Source organism: Petrimonas sp., assembly GCF_963921705.1.
Lineage (GTDB): Bacteria > Bacteroidota > Bacteroidia > Bacteroidales > Dysgonomonadaceae > Petrimonas > Petrimonas sulfuriphila.
Genome location: NZ_OY997410.1, coordinates 2,006,931 through 2,026,199 on the forward strand (window position 1 = coordinate 2,006,931; position 19,269 = coordinate 2,026,199).

General features: G+C 47.1%; 15 protein-coding genes. 7 read left to right on the top strand and 8 right to left on the bottom strand.

Features of this window, described 5'->3' with window-relative positions; genetic code table 11:
- Positions 1-16: 16 nt before the first annotated feature.
- From AACM02_RS08290 to AACM02_RS08315, 6 genes are all read right to left on the bottom strand, one after another.
- A complete protein-coding gene (locus AACM02_RS08290) occupies positions 17-1,309 on the bottom strand; it encodes an AmpG family muropeptide MFS transporter (RefSeq protein ID WP_339116666.1) in 1,293 nt (430 codons plus the stop codon).
- A gap of 12 nt (positions 1,310-1,321) precedes the next feature.
- Positions 1,322-2,635 carry a SpoIID/LytB domain-containing protein gene (locus AACM02_RS08295; RefSeq protein ID WP_339117447.1) on the bottom strand — a complete coding sequence of 438 codons (1,314 nt, stop codon included), beginning with the start codon at positions 2,633-2,635 and terminating at the stop codon, positions 1,322-1,324.
- The gene (locus tag AACM02_RS08300) at positions 2,632-4,086 is read right to left on the bottom strand and encodes a glycosyltransferase family A protein (RefSeq protein WP_332455593.1); all 1,455 of its coding nucleotides are present in this window, start codon (positions 4,084-4,086) and stop codon (positions 2,632-2,634) included. The genes AACM02_RS08295 and AACM02_RS08300 overlap by 4 nt, the downstream gene beginning before the upstream one ends.
- Positions 4,087-4,110: 24 nt before the next feature.
- The gene (locus AACM02_RS08305; RefSeq protein ID WP_339116667.1) at positions 4,111-7,056 is read right to left on the bottom strand and encodes a fibronectin type III domain-containing protein; all 2,946 of its coding nucleotides are present in this window, start codon (positions 7,054-7,056) and stop codon (positions 4,111-4,113) included.
- Between the two features lie 117 nt (positions 7,057-7,173).
- Positions 7,174-7,680, bottom strand: coding sequence for a dihydrofolate reductase (locus tag AACM02_RS08310; RefSeq protein WP_339116668.1), 507 nt, complete (start codon positions 7,678-7,680; stop codon positions 7,174-7,176).
- The gene (locus AACM02_RS08315; protein WP_339116669.1) at positions 7,677-8,471 is read right to left on the bottom strand and encodes a thymidylate synthase; all 795 of its coding nucleotides are present in this window, start codon (positions 8,469-8,471) and stop codon (positions 7,677-7,679) included. The genes AACM02_RS08310 and AACM02_RS08315 overlap by 4 nt, the downstream gene beginning before the upstream one ends.
- A 204-nt stretch (positions 8,472-8,675) precedes the next feature.
- On the opposite strand from AACM02_RS08315, the gene AACM02_RS08320 reads away from it, so the two are divergent.
- The 3 genes from AACM02_RS08320 (at position 8,676) to AACM02_RS08330 (ending at position 10,435) form a co-directional block, all read left to right on the top strand.
- Positions 8,676-9,263, top strand: a complete 588-nt coding sequence (locus AACM02_RS08320) for a DUF937 domain-containing protein (RefSeq protein WP_339116670.1) — start codon at positions 8,676-8,678, stop codon at positions 9,261-9,263.
- Positions 9,264-9,429: 166 nt separating this feature from the next.
- Entirely contained in the window at positions 9,430-9,897 is a 468-nt protein-coding gene (locus tag AACM02_RS08325) for a hypothetical protein (protein ID WP_339116671.1), read from the top strand.
- Positions 9,898-9,910: 13 nt separating this feature from the next.
- Positions 9,911-10,435 (top strand): hypothetical protein, encoded by a 525-nt coding sequence (locus AACM02_RS08330; RefSeq protein ID WP_339116672.1) that lies wholly within the window; start codon positions 9,911-9,913, stop codon positions 10,433-10,435.
- Here AACM02_RS08330 and AACM02_RS08335 read toward each other — a convergent pair whose 3' ends face one another.
- Together AACM02_RS08335 and AACM02_RS08340 are read right to left on the bottom strand one after the other, a co-directional pair.
- Positions 10,436-11,722 carry a folylpolyglutamate synthase/dihydrofolate synthase family protein gene (locus AACM02_RS08335; protein ID WP_332455600.1) on the bottom strand — a complete coding sequence of 429 codons (1,287 nt, stop codon included), beginning with the start codon at positions 11,720-11,722 and terminating at the stop codon, positions 10,436-10,438.
- 99 nt (positions 11,723-11,821) lie between these two features.
- Positions 11,822-13,870, bottom strand: coding sequence for a dipeptidyl-peptidase 3 family protein (locus AACM02_RS08340; protein ID WP_339116673.1), 2,049 nt, complete (start codon positions 13,868-13,870; stop codon positions 11,822-11,824).
- 183 nt (positions 13,871-14,053) lie between these two features.
- On the opposite strand from AACM02_RS08340, the gene AACM02_RS08345 reads away from it, so the two are divergent.
- The 4 genes from AACM02_RS08345 to AACM02_RS08360 all read left to right on the top strand — a co-directional run bounded on the left by AACM02_RS08345 (position 14,054) and on the right by AACM02_RS08360 (position 19,263).
- Complete coding sequence (locus AACM02_RS08345) at positions 14,054-16,099, top strand: acetate--CoA ligase family protein (protein ID WP_339116674.1); 2,046 nt, start codon at positions 14,054-14,056, stop codon at positions 16,097-16,099.
- 6 nt (positions 16,100-16,105) lie between these two features.
- A complete protein-coding gene (locus AACM02_RS08350; RefSeq protein ID WP_339116675.1) occupies positions 16,106-17,287 on the top strand; it encodes a hypothetical protein in 1,182 nt (393 codons plus the stop codon).
- 68 nt (positions 17,288-17,355) lie between these two features.
- Positions 17,356-18,075, top strand: coding sequence for an ABC transporter ATP-binding protein (locus AACM02_RS08355; RefSeq protein ID WP_332455603.1), 720 nt, complete (start codon positions 17,356-17,358; stop codon positions 18,073-18,075).
- Between the two features lie 12 nt (positions 18,076-18,087).
- Complete coding sequence (locus AACM02_RS08360) at positions 18,088-19,263, top strand: ABC transporter permease (RefSeq protein WP_332455604.1); 1,176 nt, start codon at positions 18,088-18,090, stop codon at positions 19,261-19,263.
- The last annotated feature ends 6 nt before the right edge of the window (positions 19,264-19,269 follow it).

Consider the following 19,269-nt stretch of genomic DNA (forward strand, 5'->3'; position numbering starts at 1 on the left):
TGCGAAACATGAGGCATTAACAATCAGTCTGTTTTTCTTTTTTTGATCTGCCAAATTCCGGATCCACTTTCATGAAAGGGATCAGTACCAATGTGGGTATTGTGAGAATCATAATCAGGATAAAGAAATGCTGGTATCCCAGTTGCTCCTGTATCCATCCGGCAGCCATACCAGGTAGCATCATACCCAGGGCCATGAATCCCGTACAGATGGAATAATGAGCTGTTTTATGCTCACCCTGAGAAAAATAAATCAGGTAAAGCATGTAGGCCGTAAATCCGAAACCGTATCCGAATTGTTCAACAGCCACTGCCGTATTCACCCAGATCATGTTATCGGGTTGATAAAATGCAAGGTACAGATAAGCCGCATTGGGAAGGGTGATGGCTAGTGCCATGGGCCAAAGCCAATACTTGAGCCCTTGGCGTGAAGCTAAAATTCCACCGATGATTCCGCCGAGTGTAAGGGCGATCACTCCCACTGTACCATAAGTAATGCCGACTTCGGAGGTATGTAATCCCAATCCGCCCACATCACGGCTGTCGAGTAGAAAGGGCGAGGTAAGCTTGACAAGCATCGCTTCAGCCAGTCTGTACAGTAACATGAAAGCGATGGCCAATCCTATCCCTTTTTTTGTAAAAAAAGATTGGAAAGTATTTCCAAATTCTGTTACCACTTCATGGGATGTGCGGGCCGATTTTCCGGTATCTGTGTTTGGGTAGGGCAGAACAAAACGGTGATAGACAAAAAATGCCAGAAAAATGCCTGCCAGAATGAAGAAGGTGAGGCTCCAGGCATATGGAATTTTGCCGGTCGATTTTTCCAGAAATCCTGCCAGTACTACCAACAATCCCTGACCGGTGATCGAAGCAAGGCGATAGAAGGTGCTGCGAATGCCTACGAAGAAGGATTGCTGCGAATCGTCCAGCGCTAGCATGTAGAAGCCGTCTGCAGCGATATCGTGTGTGGCTGAACTGAAAGCCATGAGCCAGAAGAAAGCAAGTGATGCCTGCAGGTAGAACGGCGTGGGTAGGGTAAATGCTACGCCCGCCAGGCCGGCACCAATCAGCAATTGCATCGAGACGATCCACCACCGTTTGGTTTTCAGGATATCCACAAACGGGCTCCAGAAAGGTTTGATTACCCAGGGGAGGTATAACCAGCTTGTGTAGAGGGCTATTTCCGTGTTAGAGAGTCCGAAACGTTTGTACATGATTACCGAAACGGTCATTACGGCTACATAGGGCAGTCCTTCAGCAAAATAGAGCGTCGGAATCCAGCTCCAGGGAGAGCGTATTGTTTTTTTCATCGTGATGGTTGTTTAGTATTTCTTTTCAATGGTTGTGTGTGGAAAATAGTGACGGAGAATCGCTTCATGACTGTAGCCCTTTTCCGCCATCATGGCAGCTCCAATCTGGCACAATCCCACACCATGACCCCATCCGGCACCGGTGAACGTGAACTTCTGCGGGATCCCCCTGTCGTTCTTCTCTTCAGCATCTACTACAAAAGCGGCGCTGTAGAGGTGTGAGGGAGAGAGAGTACGCCGTATTTCCAGTTCCTTTCCGATAATCATGGTGCGTTTTGTCCCGATGATCCTGAGTCGGGTGATGCGTCCCGAAGTACCCCGTCCGAGCGGTTGCAGATCGATGATCTCACCGTAGTTGGTACCCGAGCGCTCTTTGATCAGGCGGCCGAGTTCCTCCTGTGAGTAGGTCACCTTCCAGCGGTAGAAGTCGGCTGTTTCCCGGTCGTAATCGTTAAGCACCTGCCTGAGCACCTGTTTGTCTTGGGTATTGCAGAAGGCGGGAGGCACTGAGCGGATCCACGTTTCGGCCTGCTTTTCGAGGGTGAGGTCGGGCAGGGGAGCATCGTTGGTGAAATCGACTTTCCCTTGCAGGTAAGGATGCGCGATGGGTTCCCATACATTCTCGAAAGCCTCCATCCCGCCTCCGCAGCATTTTGAGAAACGGGCGTCGCAAATGGTCCCGTTATATGTGAGCACTTCGCCGCGTGTTTGCTCGACAACCTGTTTCACCAATGGCGTCGATTGTTTTGTAACTCCCTGATAACGTTGACAATGATCGTCAGCGCAAACATCGAAACTGGCATGGTCTTCACGGTCGTACCAGCGGATGATCTCGGTAGGAGTGACAAAAGAGGTTTGGTAGTTGCTTTTGACTTCCTTTCTCTTCTCCATCTGCGCCAACAGCCAGCTGCGGGAGATGACGGCGTGTGCCTTCAGCAGTTCTTCAGAGCTGGTGGCGCTCATTTCGGACGAGATGACGCTTTTGAGGTAATCCTCCAGGAAGACGATGTTGATGGCAGTGATGCCGTTCTTTTCGGTGATGAATTTCAATCCTCCCTGAAAACGTTGATTTTCGGTGCGCTCCCAGTGAAAGTTAACGCCGATAATAACATTCTTCAGTTCAAAACGATTTTCCTGCGGACGATCTGCCTCGAAAGAAATTTCATCGTATAATTCGCCATTGAAGAGAATTTCTCCACCCGAAATCTCAACCGAATAGTCGCCTGGTGCATATTCCTTTCCTTTAAATTTATAGGCTGTCAACAGCGAAAAACTGATCATTGGCTGCTCCAGTAAAACGCCGGCGTGAATAAACGGTTCATTTATTTGAGTTTTTTTCTGGCCTGTAGTTCCCATGTTCTTATTTTGTCTTTGTAAAGGTTATTTGTATTCATCTTCACAATGTCGAGCGAGGCGTCGCTGTTATCTTCCCAGCGACGGCAAAGGTACAGTACATCATAGATCCGCCCGATCTGATAACGACGGGAGATGCTCAGTCCCAGGGCATAATCCTCGCCGTAGCTGGTGTTGGGTACCTTGATTTCCCGCAGCACCGGCGTATAGAAAGCCCGCGGAGCACCGAGCCCGTTTATGCGCAGTGCGTTGTTCCGTCCGTTTTCGGGAGTCCACTCCCGGTGATCGATGATGCCGGGAGGGATCGTCTCCATGTTGAAGTTGGTCATCCGGTAGGTACCCACCACCATGGCGCACTGCTGCTCGTAGAAGGCATCGACAATCTTTTGCAGTGTGTCATTTCCGCTATATACATCATCGCTGTCGAGCTGCACGGCAAACTTGCCACATTGTCTGTGGTGTACGCCCATGTTCCAGCATCCGCCGATCCCCAGGTCGTCTCTTTCCGGGACGATATGTATCAGCCGTTCGTCATTTCTGAATTCTGCGATGGCTTCCGTAGTGCCGTCGATGGAGTGATTGTCTACGACGATCAGGTTAAAAGGAAAACGGGTTTTTTGTCTCAATACCGAGGTGATGGCGTCACGGATGGTTTTGATGCGGTTGCGCACCGGGATGATGACCGATGCCTCCACTGCAAAGGTATCTTTGTTGAATTCAATGTTCCCGAATTTGGGGTCCAGGTAGCCGCCGACATCTTTCAGGTGCTGTGTGCAAGCCTGTTCCATTTCCAGTTGTACTTGTCTGTTTTTGGGATCCACATAGTCGAATATTTTTTCTCCCGAGGCACGCGTATCCTCCTCTATCTCTGAATAGAGGAACTCGTTGATATGCACCAACGGATGTTTTTGTGACACTTTAAGCCTGAGGTCATAGAGTCCGGCATAGGTATATTCTCCTGCCTTCATCCGCCGGGCGGCTTTCTTCAACGCTCCGGCATGGTAAAGGAGCAATGAGCCAAAATTGAAATCGTCGCGTAAACTGCCTTCCTGGTAGTCGATTACCGGATGGTTGCTTTTTACACCCTGGATGTTTGCGTAATAATCGGAATAGACCATCCCTGCGCCGCTGTCCTCAGCAATGCAAATCATCCTTTCGAGAGCGAAGTAGCCGGGTTTCAGCGGGGTTGGCTTCTGATAGATCAGCGTATAATCGGCATTCGATTTCTGTGCGATCTTTTTTACCGTGGCGCTGCTGTGAAGGGTGTCAATGGGTATGGTTACGCATCCTTTTAGTTTTTCTTTGTTGTTCTCCGGTGTCAGCAAGAAAATTTTGCTGATTGAATCGGACTGTCTCAATTCGTCCACTGTCTTCTTTGCCTGTTCTGGATCGGAGAAAAGGATAAAAGCGTTTATTTTTTTCATATATTTTTATTTATTTGCTATTGATTATTCCTCCCACGCTTTCATGATGTTTTTAATCAGTCTGTTCCTGCTTTCCTGGTCTCTGATTGATTCGACCGGGAAGCCCAGTATGCACGTGCCGTATTTTTCGCCTTTGTAGAGAATGCCTGCGCTCAAGTTGTTCTCCGAATAACGAAACACGGTGAAGGCATGATTGTCTGCCGGTTCTATGGCGTCGGGATGTTCCACCACGTAGCTCTCGCTGTTCAGTTCATGGTAGTATTGATAATGCCCCGTGAGGGAGGGGAAGGGAGAGGGTACGGCCTTGATATGTCCGGTCACTGCACCATTGTTGTTGCGCCATTTGTATTTGAGGGTGTTTTGGGCCCACTCCCGGTCTTCTTTTGTTGCGTATGGGTTGTCCCACAGGTCGGTGCCGACAAAAGCACCGCTCACGATGATGTTGCCACCTTCGCTGCAAAAGCGGGTGATGGCCTGTTGTTGTGTTGGGGAGAAAGTTTTAAATTGGGGTGGTTTAGCACCGCGACCCACTTTCCATTCCCGTTGTTTTCCCAGTATCCAGTCAACCGTCTCATAATCGTTCAGGTTTACTGATCCGTTCTCCACAGCGGATGCGGCACAGGAAACGAACGAATAGCCTCCTTCCGCGAACGCTTGCCCGTGGAGGTAGGGATAATCGAAGTTGTTGCCCGCGATAGCAGTGGTTTCGTAGTTGGCATTGCTGTCGCCGAACCCTGATGCATCGTCGTCCATCCAGGGAATAACACGCCGAAATTCGTTTTGCTGACCAATAAAATGGTGGTCAGCCATATAGGGTACGCCATTATCCACGTTACCGGCGAAGCCTGCGAGGCTGTCGCAGGAAACGGTGAAGCTGTGAGGTGCAGAAACCCGTGTAAACCCGTTCACAATGAGTACTTCTCCTTTTTCTTCTGATTTTCTGCAGAGGGAGAGCGTTTCCGACGGGAAACTTTTGCCTCCCCCGTTCACGGCCTCAACGCGGAAGCTGTAGATGCTGTTTTTTTGAATTGTTGTGCTGTAGCTGTTGCTCTCAACCCTTGTGCCATTGTCGAAGCCGCCGTTATTGATACGGGTGTAGACAATGTAATACGAAGGGGTGGCAGTGGTTTCTGCAGGGTCAGCCGTAGGCTGCCAGTTCAGCGTAACGCCTGTCTCACTGGTGAAACGAGCGGAAAACTCCCGTACCGGCAAGGGTTGCACCGCATAGGGGCGGTTGTACTGCGATGCCAGGAACTTGAGTATTCCCTTGTAGATGGAGCGGCTTACGGTGAAGCGGAAGGTGGGGTCCAGGCCATACCGCATGTCGGCGAAGTTCTGGTGGGAAAGAAGTTCCAGTAGCATTGTGGGGACGTTGGGAATACGTGCTTCTGCATAGGAACGGTTCCAGAGGGGGCGGCGTGTCCATTCCGGTTCGAACTCCCTTCGTATATCTGAGGTGATCTCCTCCATTATCAATTCCGATAGGTCTCGTGATGCCCATCGCGACCTTCCGTTTTCGAATCGTTCGCCGTTGTGGTGTGTCATGTAGATGCCCAGCGTGCCGACGATGGTGTCGCCCCAGAAAGTACCTGCATCGGTATGGAAAGCAAAGGCCAGATCCAAGGGAATGTTCAGCCCTTTGGCATCAGGCAGTACCGACGACCCTCCCGCCAGCCAATTGACCCATACGCCGCGGCTGGCGTAGTCGTCAGTATAGTCATTTTTCCCTTCTGTTCGATTGTAAATTGTGTCGGGGACTCCTGCCCACTGCATCCAGTAGCGTGCTCCTTCGGCATATCTCGGGTATCCGCTGGGGGATGAGAACCGGGCAATATTACCCATGCCACCTCCTATTTTTACAGCATCAGCCGTTACAACTTTACCTGTTCGCTTGCTCCTGTTGGAGAGGGTAATTCTGTGGGAGGTACCCTCTTCAAAATCAAAATTGCCAAGAAAAATCCATGTGCCGCCACCCATCTGTTGATTTACCCTGAAGTCGGTTTTGCCGCCGGCATGATATACACTGTACCGTGCATCGTCGCTACTGTTTTTGACCGTCTGATAAGAGACAAACACCGCATATCGCCCTTTCTCCGGAATATCGGGTGTCCAGGAGGCGATGCTTTCCTCACCCCGTGAGACGGTTTTTGTTTGCCTTGCCGTGCCCATCCGGAAGGGATTTTCGCCATTCAGCCAGATCTCGCGAATGTTTGCAAAACCGGCTGAGTCGCTATTTCGCCAGGTTTCTTTGCCATTCATTTCACTATAGGTAGAGCCTCCTTTGCTGCCATCGTTATCGATGATAACCTCCTGTTTATTGTAATCACGTTCACGTGGAAGCAACACATTGGCCCCGGCATTTTCCAGCATCGGCACAAGAAATGGCAGCACGTAACTCTGTGTATAGAGATCTTCCACCGTTTGAAAAATACGTGCCCGCTGCCACTCCCACCGGCCGAGTTTTTGTTCGTAATACCATCCGTGGCTTTGCCAAAGAGCGATATGATTGTTTGTGAGACCCTTATCGAATGAGTTTTCGGGTGCGGAAACGTTGGTTACGAGGGGGGGCTTCACTTTGTGCAAAATCATCCGGTTTTTATCCTTCCTCGATTGACGGTAAAAATTGGGCACAAGTGTGCTTATTTCCTGTTTATCAGAAAACACGCTGATGCGATATTTCTTTTGTGCCGAAGGCAAGTGATATCGTATGCTATCGTAAATTTGGCGTACGGTATTTTCGCGCATCGGCAGGTAGGAGAGGGAAAGGTTGGTATGCAACTCAAAACTTTTTTTATGTTTATTCAGTGCGATACTATCTACCGTTACCCTTCCAGGGCGCAGCAATACCTCCCGGTAGATATGGCTCAACGATTTGTCGAGTTTGTGTCTCAGAGAATCCTCCTGAAGATTTTGTGAAAAAGAAGAATAGGACGCAGCCAGAATGAATGCCATAAAAACATATTTCTTCATTGGACGCTCGGTTTATTTTTTCAATTTTACATTTCAACACGTTATCCTTCACCAAAGATCTGTTTGTCTTCAACGCACAGGCAAAAAAGCTCCTGTTCTTTGCCCATCGCTGTATGACTATTTTTTGTTATAAGTTAAAAATGTATATGCATATGGATGTTTATCGTCGTCCTCGTGCGACTCTTTTTCAACGAGTTCCCATTCCTTAAAAGGGATTTCCGGAAAAAAAGTATCCGCATCGTCAAAGGTGTGATGGATGCGTGTAAGGTAGAGTTGGGTTGCCAGGTGAAGCGTGGATCGATACAATTTCCCGCCACCTATGATGAATGCTTTTCCCTGATTGCTGCAACGAGAAAGCGCCTCTTCGACAGAGCGAACAACCGTGCATCCGGGGTAGTTCTCCGGTTCACCGGAGGTAATCACGATATTGGTACGGTTGGGTAATGCTCCTTTGGGTAAAGATTCATAGGTTTTCCGGCCCATGATCACAGCGTATCCGGTGGTGATCTTTTTAAAGTGCTTCAGGTCGCTGGGTAGATGGCAGAGCAGATCGCCGTTGCTACCAATGGCATTTTGTTCATCGAGAGCGACGATGATGGCAATGGTTTGAGAAGTGTCTGTCATACGGCTACTTCACCTTTTATATGTGGATGCGGATCGTAATTTACCAGTTCAAAATCGTCGAAACGGAAACTGAAAATATCCTTCACATCGGGATTGATCTTCATCTCGGGTAACGGACGCGGTTCGCGAGAAAGTTGCAGCTTTACCTGTTCCAGGTGGTTAAGGTAGATATGGGCATCGCCGAAGGTGTGGATAAAATCACCTTCATCCAGCCCGGTAACCTGTGCCATCATTTTCAACAGCAACGCATAGGACGCAATGTTAAAGGGTACACCCAGAAAAATATCGGCGCTGCGCTGATAGAGTTGCAGGCTCAGTTTTCCATCGGCTACATAGAACTGGAAGAAGGCGTGACAGGGCGGAAGGTTCATGTTGGGAATATCGGCCACGTTCCACGAACTTACAATGATGCGGCGAGAATCAGGGTTATTTTTAATGGTGTTGACTACCTGAGTTATTTGATCGATATGTTCCCCATTGTAGTCCGGCCATGAACGCCACTGGTAGCCGTATATATGTCCGAGATTCCCATCCTCGTCCGCCCATTCGTTCCATATACGCACGCCGTTGTCGTTCAGGTATTTTACGTTGGTATCCCCGTTAAGGAACCATAACAATTCATGTATAATCGATTTCAAGTGAAGTTTCTTGGTAGTGAGGACGGGAAATCCGTCGCTCATCCGGAACCGGCTCTGGTGCCCGAAAATGCTGATGGTACCCGTTCCAGTACGGTCTTCTTTCCGCACGCCTTCATCCAGCACGCGCTGAAGTAAATCTAAATATTGTTTCATTCTTAAAAGAGTTTCACACAAAAATACAAGTTTATTTTCTTATCTCAAACTGTATTATTCGAAAGATAGCCGGATGAAAATTCCAAAATAGCCCTGTCAAGACGGATTGTTGATTTTTTCCACGGATTCTTATTTTTACAAAACTAAATGGGTGTTACGGTGTTAAATAAATATCTTTATAAAATTCTTAATCAATTTAACAACATGGACTTATCGGAATTATTAAGCGGTCCAATCGGACAAACGGTTATAAACAATGTATCCAAACAGTTGGGTATGGATGAAAGACAGGCTGCAAACGCTATTAGTGTTGCTCTGCCGGCTATCTTGGGTGGACTGCAAAGAAATATTCAATCCCGGGAAGGTGCACAAAGTCTGGACAATGCCTTGAACGATGCAAGGCATGACGGAAGCCTGTTGGAAAACCTCGCTAGCCTTTTAGGCGGCGATACTCAGCCTATCAGTCAGGATGGCGGAAAAATCCTGGGGCATATTTTTGGAGACAACAAACCGGCTGTGGAACAGGGAATCTCTCAAAAGACCGGGCTCAGTTTACAAAAGATAGGCCCCCTTCTGGCTCTCCTGGCACCTGTTGTGATGGCCTATCTGGGAAAGGAAAAACGTCAGTCTAACACCAACGCTGGCGGGCTTGAAGACCTGCTGGGCGGTTTATTGGGCGGAGGTCAATCCCAAAGACGTGGCGGAGGCGGATTAATGGATATGGTTGGAGGCTTGCTGGACAAAAACCGTGACGGTAATGTGCTCGATGATATTCTGGGAATGATCAAATAAAAGACACCTCATCCTGTTTTTTTCTGTAAAAAGTCCTGAATAAGGACTTTTTTTGCTTATTTTTGAAGCAAATAAACAATTGATTTAAAAAATACGTTTTAACAGTTAAACGAGTGCAGTTTTTTTCAGTCAATGAATCAAGAAAAAACTCTTAATGCTTACACTTATGAAAAGAAATTTTTTTACTTCTCTCCTTGCCGTTGTTCTTTTTCTGGGAGTGGCCTTTGGTGCTGCTTCCTGTTCAAATAACGATGATCTTGCCGAGACACAATGGAAAGTGGTCCCCATATTGATAAAAAAAGCCGATTGGGTATGGAATGCTACGGATGGCCAATACGAAGCCATTGTAAACTTACCCGAGCTGACTCCGTTTATTTTTAATGAGGGGGCTGCTATTGCTTATATAAAATTCAATGCTTCCACCAAGGCTCCCCTCCCGTATTCCAAATCGTATTCATACGAATATACCGGAACCGATGGTAAAACATATACCGGATTTTATACCGAGCATATAAAATGCGATTTTCAGGTAGGCAGCCCTTCCACGGTGGCTTTTTATATCGAGGCATCTGACTTGGAGAGAGTAGATGATTATCTGGAAGACAGAGAATTTCAGGTAGTATTGATCTGGTAAAAATTGATAGAAAATGAAAAGAAAATTTTTGTACGGTTTTTCGTTGCTTTTTCTCTTTCTTACAGGGATTTCCTGCACAAGTTCTCCTTCACAGGATTACCTGGATGAATACGAGGTGCAAAAAATGATTGAGGATGCGATCAGGCAAAACAATGAAAAACTTGAATTTACCCAGTGGAAGATTGTAAATATCTCAGCCAAGAAAGCAGACTGGGTGTGGAATGAAGATATTGGCAGGTATGAAGCCATATACGACCTTCCTGAATTGACGGAGTTCATTTATGAAAATGGGGCCGCTCTCGGTTATGTTTTTATCGGAACCCAGGGAGTGGATGAAGTGCAAAAACTTCTGCCGTTTGTTCATACGTATTCCGAAACAGATGGAGAGGGGAGCACCATAACCTATACTGAAACAATCAGTTGTGACTTTCAGTACGGTAGCCCGAGTACTGTGGCTTTCTTTATTCAGGCTTCCGACCTATTCAGGGCGGATGATTATCTTGCCGACTACAATTTCAGGATTGTGTTGATCTGGTAATTATTTAAACAACGGCAGTGCATCTGCTACAATGAACGAACTTCCGCCGATGAAAATAAAATCGTTTTCGTCGGCATTTTCTTTGGCTGCATTTATGGCCGTAGACACATCTTCGAAAGTGTTTCCTTTCAACCCGAAGGAAGCAGCCTCCCTGGCAAGCGTCTTTTCGTTCAATGCTCTTTCTACCGATGCCCGGGTGAAATAATAGACGGCTTGTCGGGGCAACATAGCCAACACGGATGTAATGTCTTTATCGTTGACCATTCCAAAAACAACGTGTAACCGATTGTATTTTTCCTGCTTCAGTTGTTCCACGACGTATCGGATTCCGTGTGCGTTGTGTCCTGTGTCGCAAACAATTTTTGGTTTCTCCTGCAGTACCTGCCAACGCCCCTTCAGCCCGGTTAATTCCACAACCTGGGCAAAGCCGCTGTAAACTGCTTCCTTCGGGATCCTGTAACCTATTTTTTTTAATTCCGCTACCGCCGCCAGGACTGTTTTTGCATTTTTCTCCTGAGCGAAGCCACCCAGCTTGTTTTTTAAGTCAGGGTATTCGTGTGTGTTTATTATCCATTCGTCGTCAGCCCTGTGAGCAGAGAAATCGTTTAAAACTGCTTCGGCAAAAATGATGGGTGCATTTTCGGATTCAGCTTTGACGGTAAAAACTTTTTTCACCTCTTCATCATCGGATTCGCCAATCACCACAGGTGTATGTGGCTTTATAATACCGGCTTTTTCTGCAGCAATTTCGGGTAATGTGCTCCCGAGGTACTGCATGTGGTCAAACCCGATATTGGTGATGACGCATAGGTCGGGCGAGATGATGTTAGTGCTGTCGAGCCTTCCACCCAAACCAACTTCAACAACGGCTACATCAACTTCTTGCTCTTCAAAATAAAGAAAAGCCATTTCCATTGTCAATTCAAAAAAGGAGGGCATTACAGGCTCAAACCGTTCACGGTATTTCTTTACGAAATCAACCACATACTTTTTGGGAACCATCTCCCCGTTTACCCTGATCCGTTCACGGAAATCCACCAAATGGGGCGAAGTGTACAACCCGACTTTGTAGCCCGACTGTTGGAGGATGGCTGCCAGCAAATGCGATGTGGAACCTTTGCCGTTGGTTCCTCCGATGTGAATGGTTTTGTAGTGTTGGTGCGGATGATTGAAAACGGCATCGAGTCGGAGGCTGTTTCCCAATCCTGGCTTATAGGCGAGGTGCCCGACGCGTTGGTATTCGGGCATTTGGATGTAGAGGTATTCCAATGTTTCGGGGTAGGTCATGTTTATTCTTTTACTTAGAAAGCTCGGACAAATATATAACTATAAAGAAAAATGCACTCATTGAGTGCATTTTTTTAACTCTTGTAACGCGAGACTCCTTTAATTCTTCAGTGGAAGTACGGAGTATTGTTTCGAATAACGTAACTGCTGATCAACATAGTTTTCATCGTATGAGATCGTTACATCAGACACCTTGCCGCTTTCGTCGGTCACCAGCTTATAAACCGGATTTACAAAACCTTTGTAGGGAGCCAGGTCCAATCTGGCGTAGCGCTCCAGGATTTCTTTGTGCAACGCCTGATTCACTTTCACACCGTACGATTCCACGAGTTTTTTGCCTGCTTCGAAATCGCCTTCCGACTTGATGCGTTGCACTTCCGAAAGCAGCTTGCCAAATAGATCGCGTAGTTTCGCGTAATCGTTTACTACAACAAATGTTTTGCCGTCTTGCTGCTTTATCTCCACTACGTTTTCGGTTTTTCCGTTTTCGATCACCCAGTTCGATATAAGGGCCCTGTTGCGCATGTGTGCTTGTTCAATGTCTTTTCCGGGCTGGATGCGCGTCAGTTGTGTCATGGCACCGTTCATGATGTACTTGTAATACTCGGCTTTGTATGCCTCCGCATCGGGAAGAAGCTCCAGTTCCACCATTTTTGCGTCGCCCAGGTAATACAAAGCGAACAGATCAGCTCTGGCCTCCTCCAAAGGAGATCCATAGGCTTTCAGTGCATCGCCGTCAATACCGGGAAGTAGTTTGCCCGATCCGTGTCCAAGGCATTCGTGCAAGTCGGTGTGCAGGTTATCGGTTAACGAACCGTATTTTTTCGACAGTTCACGTTCGGCATCACTCCACATGAACTCCTCGTTGAACCCGCTTCCCTGAGCCGCATTATCGTAAGCCGATGTAATGTTGTCGATAGTCACTGATTTTGATCCGTGGTCGCGGCGAATCCAGTTGGCGTTGGGAAGATTTATTCCAATGGGGGTTGCCGGATAGCAGTCTCCTCCCAGGATGGCTGCCGTGATTACTTTTGCCGATACGCCTTTTACCTCTTCTTTTTTAAATTTGTCGTCAATGGGTGAGTGGGTCTCAAACCACTGTGCGTTATCGCTGATAAGTTGCGTACGTTTGGACGCTTCTTCGCTTTTGAAGTTCACCATGGATTCCCAGGTTGCTTTCATTCCCAGCGGATCGGTATAGGTCTCTATAAAACCGTTGACAAAATCTACGCGCGAAGCGGTATCGGTTACCCATTTAACCGAGTAATCGTCGAATGTTTTCAGATCACCCGACCTGTAATAGGAAATCAACGTGTTGATGACTTCTTTCTGCTGCTCATTTTCAGCGACACCGGCTGCTTTTTCCAGCCATCCGATAATGCGCTCAATGGCTTTGTCATACATTCCACCCAACTTCCACACTTGTTCGGATACAACACCGTCTTTTTTCACAACCTTGCTGTTTAATCCGTAGGAAACCGGCGTGAGGTTGTTCGGATCTTTCATTGTGTTGTAGAAATCTTCTACCTCTTTTTGGGTCACCCCTTCGTAGAAGTTCACTGCCGATGTTGCTACAATATCGGCTCCGGCAGACTGGTTCATTCTCTTAGGCATCACGTTGGCGTCGAACATCACCGGAAGGATTTCCTTCAATGTCAAATCGGCTGCCATTCCGTCGCGGAAAGGCATACGGCCGGGGTCCACCCCTTTGACGATCGACACGAAATAGTCCTGCGAAAATTTCGGCAGGATTTTATCTTCGGAATAGTGGTGATGGATGCCGTTTGCCATCCAAATCTGTTTCAGGTAAGTTTCGAAGTTCTTCCAGTCCTCCGAAGATTTGTCGCCCATGTAATTTTCATAAACGCCTTCGCATACCCTACGAATAGTCAGGTTGTACCGGTTATGCTGGTCGAATAGGATATCGCGTCCTTCAAGAGCTGCTTGAGACAGGTAATAGATTAATTCTTTTTGCGCTAAAGGCAAAGTCTTAAATCCCGGGACATAATAACGGAGTATTTCCACATCGGCGAACCGGTCAACTTTATACTGGAAAGTGGAATCCGGCAGATCCGGTTCAGCAGATACCTGCGAGGTTTCTGATTTGTTGCCTGTGCAGGCAGCCAACAGAAAAAGGGTTGATAGCATAAAAAAAACTTTTTTCATTTTTTATTATAGATTTGTTTAGTTTGGATGCAAAGATAATAAATTTAACTTCACAAATTATACGTAAAAATTACGTTTTTTGTTGGAAAATTGTAACTTTGGACTTTCGAAATGATACTTTATCTGTCGTTTTCTGGCCTCTAACGGTTGAATTCTGAATTATATATGATAACGCTCCAACTGATAAACCCGAAAAGCATTGCCGTGATCGGTGCTTCGGAGAACATCGAAAAACCCGGCGGAAAAGCACTTTATAACGTGAAAAACGGAACGTTTGAAGGAGGCCTCTATGCTGTAAACCCAAAGCACGAAAACATTCAGGGTGTGCAAACCTTCAGGAATGTATCGGAACTGCCACAGATCGATCTGGCCATCCTGGCTATTCCGGCCAACCTGTGTGTCCCGGTTATAAAAAGCCTTCTTGAAGAGAAAAATACCAAAGCTGTCGTTGTGCTCTCTGCCGGATTTTCCGAAATGGGACCGATAGGTAAAAAAATGGAGAAAGAGATGGCGCTCCTGGCGGACAAGCATCAGGCAACGCTGATTGGCCCCAACTGCATCGGGGTTATGAATCCATATCATCAGTCGGTTTTCGTCTCTCCCGTACCGAAAATGGAGTGGGGAGGCACAGCACTTGTTTCCAGCTCAGGAGCTACTTGTGTATTTATCCTGGAATCGGCATTGAGCAAAGGGCTTACTTTTTCTTCCGTATTCTCGGTAGGAAATGCAGTTCAAACCTGCGTAGAAGATGTGGTGGAATACCTGAATGAAACGTATGAGGAAGGGAAGTCGCCCCAAACAATCTTGATGTACATCGAAAGCATTAAAAAACCACAACTCCTATTAAAAAATGCGCGGGAACTTATTGGCAAGGGTTGTCGTCTGGCTGCTGTAAAATCAGGAATATCCGATGCCGGAGGCCGTGCTGCTGCCTCCCACACGGGTGCTATGCTGAATTCGGATATGGCAGTTGATGCGTTGTTCCGGAAAGCAGGCATTGTCCGATGCAACAGCCGTGGTGAACTGACGGCCATGGGGGCTGTGCTCCAACATCCCAAACTAACCGGGAAACGTATAGCCATTATCACACATGCCGGAGGCCCCGGGGTTATGCTAACGGATGTTCTCTCTACCGGCGGGATGAAGGTGCCCCGCTTATCCGACGAGCTGATGAGGAATTTGCGTGACGAACTGTTCGAAGGTGCCTCTACTGCCAATCCAATAGATATTCTCGCTACGGGGACAGCCGAACAATTGGAAAAATGCATCCGTTTTTGTGACAGGTTGGAAAGCATTGATGGAATTGTGGTTATTTTTGGTAGTCCGGGATTGTTCTCCAACATTGACACTTACCGGGTAATCCGTGAACAACAGAACAGCTGCCTTAAACCCATATATACCATACTGCCATCTATCCTTAACGCTAAGGAAGAGATGGATCAATTTGTAGATGAAGGCGGAGTATTCTTCGAAGATGAATTTGTGTTGGGTAATGCGCTGCTGAACGAAAGCCGGTATGTTGCGCCTGTTGAGGAGAAAGAGACAGGAAAGCTAAAAAATGAAAAGAAAATTAAAGCTTTATTAAAAGACAGAAAAGGGCTGATAGATAGCCATGTGGGATTTGAGTTGTTGGATCTAATGGGTGTGAGCCGTCCTAGAAATAAATTCATTTCAACGGAGGAAGAAGCAATAAATGCGGCGCAGGAATTAGGTTTTCCGTTGGTGATGAAAGTGGTGGGTCCTGCGCATAAATCAGATGTAGGGGGCGTTGTGCTGGATGTGGTAACCCTGGAGGCCGTTAGAGAAAATTTCAAACGGTTGATCGGAATAAAAAACGCTGCCGGGGTAGAAGTTTGCCAGATGGAACGGGGACTGGAAGTACTTATCGGTGTGAAAAAAGAGCCAGGATTCGGCCATATCATTACGTGTGGCTTAGGGGGGATTTTTGTTGAAATCCTTAAAGATATCCAGTATACGTTGGCACCCGTCACACGGACGGAAGCGTTGCGGATGATCCGTTCGCTGAAGTCATATAAGTTGATCCAGGGTGCCCGCGGAAAAGAGGGCATAAGCGAAGAAGTTTTTGCCGAAGTGATATGTAAAGTATCTGACCTTCTAGTACTTGTTCCTGAGATTGAAGAAATGGACTTGAATCCGCTTATGGGGCGAGGACATCATCTTTCGGCCGTAGATGTGGTGATCAAAATGTGACGGAAAATGTCGTTTATAACCCTGTTGTTCATTGCTGTTTTTCCTTTACACGCACAAGAACCGTCGGATAGTGCCGGTTCCGTTTCTGACGATGGTTTGCACAGAATTCATTTTGTTTTAAACGGACAGATAACCGGATGGGAAACAACGCAACTCTCCAATTCGGTGAATTGGCAGCCTGGTTGCCGTTTTTTGCCTGTATTGCTCGGAAACTTTAGTTGGGGAGAAAATTCAAAACTCGATGCTGAAGCATCTGTCCACCTCTATGGGCTGTTAAATTTTACAGGGTGGGATTATATCAATAAGGAAGGAAAACTAAAACCTTACCGGGTTTGGTTACGCTATTCGGGCAAAAACTGGGAGCTGCGCGGCGGTTTGCAAAAAATCAATTTCGGTACAGCCCGCATGTTTCGTCCGCTGATGTGGTTCGACGCTATGGATGTACGTGACCCGTTGCAACTGACAGACGGCGTGTACGGCATTCTGGGCAAGTATTTTTTCGAAAACAATGCTTCCGTCTGGCTTTGGTCGCTACTTGGAAACAAACGGCCAAAAGGTTGGGAGTTAATCGGTAGTGCCCGCCGTCGTCCCGAAATTGGTGGGCGATTTGAGTTCCCGGCTTTCGCCGGTGAAATGGGCGTAAGTACTCATCATCGAAAAACAGATGTGCACCATTTGTTGCCGGATGTTCCGGAGAATACGCTGCTGGACGAAAACCGTCTCGGACTGGATGGGCGGTGGGACGTGGGGGTTGGCTTGTGGTTTGAAACCAGTTTTACCCGGTTGCAGAAGAATAATTACAAGATGGCACTCCATCAGGATGCCATAAACGTAGGGATGGATTACACTTTCCCGTTAGGAAACGGATTGGGGTTAACGGTGGAGTATTTTCGTTACCATACCGGAGATGGATTTATGCGAAAAGGTATGAACTTGAACGTGATTGGAGAAATGCTCTCGTATCCGGTCTCGGTTCTGGATAACCTGACGGCAATGTTTTTCTATGTCGGTAACGATTTGAATATGTGGTTGAACTATATCAGCTGGGCCAGGACATACGATAAATGGAGTTTTTATCTGATGGGCTTTTGGAATCCTGAGATAAACTTGCCGTTGGGCGGGCAGGCAGGGGGCAAGAATCTGTTTATGGGAAAAGGCATCCAATTAATGGCGAGTTATAATTTTTAGAAACTGTAAGACGCAACATGCGGTTTCTTACGGTGAAAAACTTCGATAAAGATAAAAGCACTAAATTTATGGACAGCAAAAACAACTTGATTGTTGATGTTAACGGACTGGTTAAGAGGTTTCCGATAGGCTTTTCAGGATTCTTTACGGCGTTGAAGGGTATTGACTTAACCGTATCGGAAGGTGAGTTTATGGGCCTGGTTGGGCCAAGCGGTTCGGGGAAAACTACGTTTTTGAACATTATTGGAACACTCGATAAACCGTCTGAAGGTCGGGTAAACGTGTTGGACAAGAACGCAGGGACCCTTACTCCCAGGCAAGCTGCACAGCTGAGGAAGGAGGAAATGGGTTTTATCTTTCAAAGTTTCAACTTGCTACCTGTTTACACGGTTTTTGAAAATGTGGAGTTTCCGTTGTTGTTGCTTAACCTATCTTATGGGGAACGCAAAAAACGGGTGATGGAGACGTTGGAATGGCTGGGATTGACTTCGAAAATAAATTCCCGACCGCCTCAATTATCGGGAGGGGAGTGTCAACGGGTGGCGATTGCAAGGGCGATGGTAAAACGTCCGAAACTGGTATTGGCTGACGAACCGACTGCTAATCTGGATGCTGACAATTCGCACCGCATTCTGAAAACCATGGTGAAACTGAACGAAGAACTGAAAACCTGTTTCATTTTTGCCACGCACGATGAAAAAGTAATCAGCTACCTGAAGCGAATCGTACATTTGGAAGATGGCCGTATTGTAAAAGATATCAGCAGGCAAAAGTCGGAGTTACAATAAGAAAAGTGAGGTATGAAAATATTGAAACTAGTCTTCCGAAACCTCATTGGCAACGGGCTGAAAACGTGGCTGAACGTTTTTGTGCTGTCGATTGCGTTCGTGTTGATCATTTTTATGCAGGCGATTTTGCAGGGCTGGGATAGGCAGGCTATGTCCGATACCGTAAAATGGGAAATTGCCGACGGGCAGTATTGGAATGCGAATTACGACCCGTTTGATCCCTTTACACTGGACAGCGCTGTGTCGATTATCCCGAAACAGCTTGTCAACCAATACGAAACCGGACAAGTTGAGCCTGTTCTGATAGTTGCCGGCACTATTTATCCGTCGGGCCGGAGCATGCCGGTGTTGATGAAAGGCATCCGCTCCGGACAACAATTGCTGGAGCTTCCCACGTCGTTGTTGATGAACCCGACTGACAGCGCCGATATCCCGGCAATTATCGGATCGAATATGGCACACCAGTCTGGACTGACGGAAAACGATATTGTAACGCTACGGTGGCGCGATGCCAACGGTACTTTCGAAGCGCGGGATATTCGCATTGCCGGCGTATTCAGAACATTTGTTCCGACGGTAGACGCCGGGCAGATCTGGCTTCCGCTTGACATATTGCAGAAGATAACGCTGAATTCTGGTAAAGTTAGCCTTCTTGTTAAATCGAAAGAGGTGAGCGTCGTGCCGGTTGACGGCTGGAATTTCAAGGACGTAGATGAACTCACTCGACCGCTGAGGGAGACCTTGCGATCAAAAACCGTTGGACAAAGCGTTTTTTACGTGATCTTCCTGTTGTTGGCTTTGTTGGCTGTTTTCGATACACAAACGCTTTCCATCTTCTATCGCCAGCGCGAGATCGGCACCTTTGTGGCCCTCGGAATGACTAAAAAAGAAGTGATGGGTTTGTTTACGCTCGAAGGGACCATGAATGCTATCCTTGCCATCGCTCTCGGTGCTGTTTACGGCGTTCCCATGTTTCTTTATTTTGCTGTAAACGGTATCCCGATGCCATCCGGCACAAGTGATTTCGGGGTTGCCATAGCCGACAAGATTTATCCGGCATTTCCCCCTAAACTTATTATCGGAACCATCCTGTTTATTATTTTAATCACGGCATGGGTAAGCTATCTCCCTGCCCGGAAAATTGTAAAAATGAATCCGACCGATGCCATCAAGGGGAAAATACAATAAAGTAAA